Below are 3,453 nucleotides of genomic sequence, written 5' to 3' on the forward strand. Positions count from 1 at the left end.
TTTAATCTAATATCTAACGTTTCTTTAGCCGTTACTTCTAGTATAGGTAGTTTTATGGTACTACTTGCTGTTATTATCGTAGCATCTAGAGTAAAAGATACTATGGCTCTATTAATTATCGGTCTAATGTTCGGGAGTATTACCTCTGCTATAGTAAGTGTTCTCTCTTATTTTACCAATGCGGAGAAATTGCAACAATACGTATACTGGTCCTTTGGTAGCATTGGTAATTTAACCTGGGAGCAATTAGGAATTCTTTTGGGTTTATGTCTTTTAGGAATTATACTAAGTATTCTTTCTATTAAAACTTTAAATGCCATGCTATTAGGTGAAAATTATGCACGCAGCTTGGGTATTAACATAAAAAAAATGAGGTATTTAATAATTATAGCTACAGGTTTATTAGCTGGTAGTATTACAGCTTTTGCTGGCCCAATTGCTTTTATAGGCTTAGCAGTACCACATTTAACAAGACAAATTTTCGACACAACAAATCACAAAATATTAGTGCCAGCAGTTTTAATTTATGGGGCTATTTTAATGTTACTTTGCGATACCGTTGCACAACTACCAAATTCTGCAAGTGTTTTACCTATAAATGCTATAACATCTATTATTGGGGCTCCTGTGGTGATTTGGCTATTAGTCCGAAAACGAAAAATGATATTTTAATCTAAAAGAAAAAGCCATAAATACTCCTAAAACAAATAGCGTTCTTTCTACCCAAAATCTTAAAATTGGGTACAAAACCAAAAAGCAGCATACACAAATTGGCACTCCAATTAACTTTTCTGCTAATACAGGGGAACTTGTTGCTATTATAGGAGTCAATGGCGCAGGAAAGTCTACACTATTACGAACAATAGGCAGTGTTCAAAAAGCATTGTCTGGAGAGCTCAATATCCGCGACAAAAATATAAACACCTATACCTCTCCAGAACTAGCGCTAGAAATAAGTTTAGTACTTACCGAGAAAATTGCCTCTAAAAACCTAACTGTAATAGAGCTTATAGCTCTAGGAAGACAGCCGTACACCAATTGGATAGGTAATTTAAGCACAAAAGACACAGATGTAATAAATGATTCTATTGCTAAAGTAGACTTGCAAGACCTAAAACATAAAAAGTGTTACGAACTTAGCGATGGCCAAATGCAACGCGTAATGATTGCTCGTGCACTTGCGCAAGACACTTCTATTATGCTACTAGATGAACCTACAACACACTTGGATCTTTACCATAAAGCAAACATCCTAAAACTTTTAAAATCAATAGCATACACTACTAAAAAAACAATACTTTTTACTACGCATGAAATTGAACTAGCTATTCAATTGTGTGATAAAATGCTACTCATAAATGGGAAAGACAACCCCTTTGGACAGCCGTGTGAATTAATAGAACAAAAGCACTTTGAAAACCTATTTCCTTCAGATATTATTCAATTTGATTCTAAAACAAGAAGTTTTAGGCTTAAGTGACTCTTTAAAGCGATAAGTTTTTTACAAAAAATTCTTTAGGTAGTAAATATTCACTATATTTTTGTTGAAAATGATTAAACCAAATTACTTTGAATAATTGTGAGGTTATTACTCGCTTGGGACTCCCATCAGAATAAAACAAATCAGTTTGTGCATGATTTTTAATACCTGACAATAAGAAATCTGGAGTTTGAAAAGATGTATTCATTATCTTTTCACTATTGCCCTCGTAGGACTTTCGATGTTCTAGTTTTTTTGTTTTAAACTGTACAACTTCTCCAAATTTATAAGTTACATTTTCGTAAGCTTTAACCTCTTTTATTAATTCTACATTTTCATGTTTTTCCTTAGATTCTGAAATTCTGAAATATTTTAAATCTAAATAACTTTTCAAAAAAGAATTATAAACCATTTTTTCTTCAAACTGGCTTTTATTTGCATTAAAAAATACGCACAAATATTTTATGTCATCAGAAATCTGTGCGTTCTCTACTTCATCACTATAATTTTTAATAAACTTCTGGTTATCATAATACACTTCTTTGACCAACATTAATGGCGGTACTTGAGCACCAATCTCTTTTATTGATGAATGATTACGAAATAATGGATGAGATTTAAAAGTTACAATCTCACCTATATTAAAGTGTTTTTTTATTGACATCGCCATTTTTTCTATAAAAATAGAATAAATTCTTACATTTACTGCAAGTAAGAGAGTTCTTTAGTTTAAGAAGTATGACATTTGTTGAACTACTGTATTAGTTTTAAATCTAATCACTTAATTCGACCTTTAATATTAAAGGGATAATAAATACGGAAATTAAGTATTCTGTCAACATTTGACTTAGTATCTCCTTCAACGTTGAAGTCAATACTAAGCCAAATAAGGTAGTGCAAATATCGCGCCAATCTAATTTCTTTAAGAACAATAGATTAACTGCCATATTTACCACTACGGTCATTAAGTCTACGAGAATTTGATTAAACATCATTTCTAAAGGATTTAATATAATGAACGTCTAATTGCAACGTGAATCGAGAATTCGGTTAATGGTTCAATCTTTTAAGATGTTAAGTTGTATTTCGTTATTAAATTACGTGCGAGAACTCTTCTTACTTTTAAATATGCAGAAACAAAAAGATTGGTTTAAAGACAGAGGGTATCCTCATTTTTCTAAGAAGACTCCAAAATCTATTAGAGAAAAAATACAGTACTATACTTCCAATAATGCTATGGTAGCAAAACATTCTTTTTATCCTTTAATTTTTAAAGAAATAAAGCAAAGAAGATATAAAGAATCTGCTTTTAATGGAGTTAACAAACGGTCTCATAAAAAGGAAAAAAATGGCAATTTAGTATCTAACACAAAAATTAGAGAAATTTTGTATGCTAGCCATTTAGATGCTCATATATTCTCCTATTATACTCAAAAAATAATAACCCCAAAATACGAAGCTTTTCTACAAGAAAACACCCTTCTTTCCAACTCAATATCAGCTTACAGACAAATAGAAACGGATGACAAGCACAAGTTTAAAAACAATGTTCATTTTGCTAAAGATGTCTTTAAAGAAATAAAACGAAGAGAAAATTGCGTCTCTCTTGTTTTAGATGTTGAGAATTTTTTCCCTTCTCTAAATCACAAAATGCTAAAACTAGCATGGGCTAAAATTTTAAAGAAGAAAAGCTTACCCAAAGATCATTTCAATATTTTTAAGGCTGCCACTCGTTTTTCTTATGTGAAATTGAATGATTTAAAAACTAAAATGGGCCATTTTGATGAAAAAGAATTATCAAACCATAGAAAAACTGGTAAACATACATTTTTTGAAAAAATAGAAGATCTTTTAGATTCTGATATTATAATTCATAAAAATCAGAAAAAAAACGAAAGAAAAGAACTAATTGGAATTCCCCAAGGTCTACCCATTAGCGCTCTACTTGCTAATATCTATATGTTATCCTTTGA

At 30.7% G+C, this 3,453-nt stretch carries 4 protein-coding genes and 1 pseudogene; 3 read left to right on the forward strand and 2 right to left on the reverse strand.

All coding sequences use genetic code 11. The features are described from left to right. Window positions 1-672 (forward strand): iron ABC transporter permease (locus QZZ51_RS16365; RefSeq protein WP_291871642.1); only part of this gene is annotated, 672 nt, incomplete at its 5' end. 109 nt (window positions 673-781) lie between these two features. Further along, window positions 782-1,480 carry an ABC transporter ATP-binding protein gene (locus tag QZZ51_RS16370; RefSeq protein ID WP_366511988.1) on the forward strand — a complete coding sequence of 233 codons (699 nt, stop codon included), beginning with the start codon at window positions 782-784 and terminating at the stop codon, window positions 1,478-1,480. Window positions 1,481-1,484: 4 nt separating this feature from the next. Here the strand turns inward: QZZ51_RS16370 and QZZ51_RS16375 are convergent, their stop codons facing one another. Continuing rightward, window positions 1,485-2,144, reverse strand: coding sequence for a hypothetical protein (locus QZZ51_RS16375; RefSeq protein WP_291871644.1), 660 nt, complete (start codon window positions 2,142-2,144; stop codon window positions 1,485-1,487). Between the two features lie 109 nt (window positions 2,145-2,253). Beyond that, window positions 2,254-2,475: a hypothetical protein gene (locus QZZ51_RS16380; RefSeq protein ID WP_291871645.1), complete on the reverse strand. Its 222-nt coding sequence runs from the start codon at window positions 2,473-2,475 to the stop codon at window positions 2,254-2,256. 133 nt (window positions 2,476-2,608) lie between these two features. Here QZZ51_RS16380 and QZZ51_RS16385 point away from each other — a divergent pair. Further along, window positions 2,609-3,453 (forward strand): annotated as a pseudogene (locus QZZ51_RS16385) (RNA-directed DNA polymerase (Reverse transcriptase)); the annotation flags it as partial.

Origin of the sequence: Maribacter sp. (genome assembly GCF_016744255.1) — a bacterium.
In the GTDB taxonomy this organism is placed as follows: Bacteria; Bacteroidota; Bacteroidia; order Flavobacteriales; family Flavobacteriaceae; genus Maribacter_B.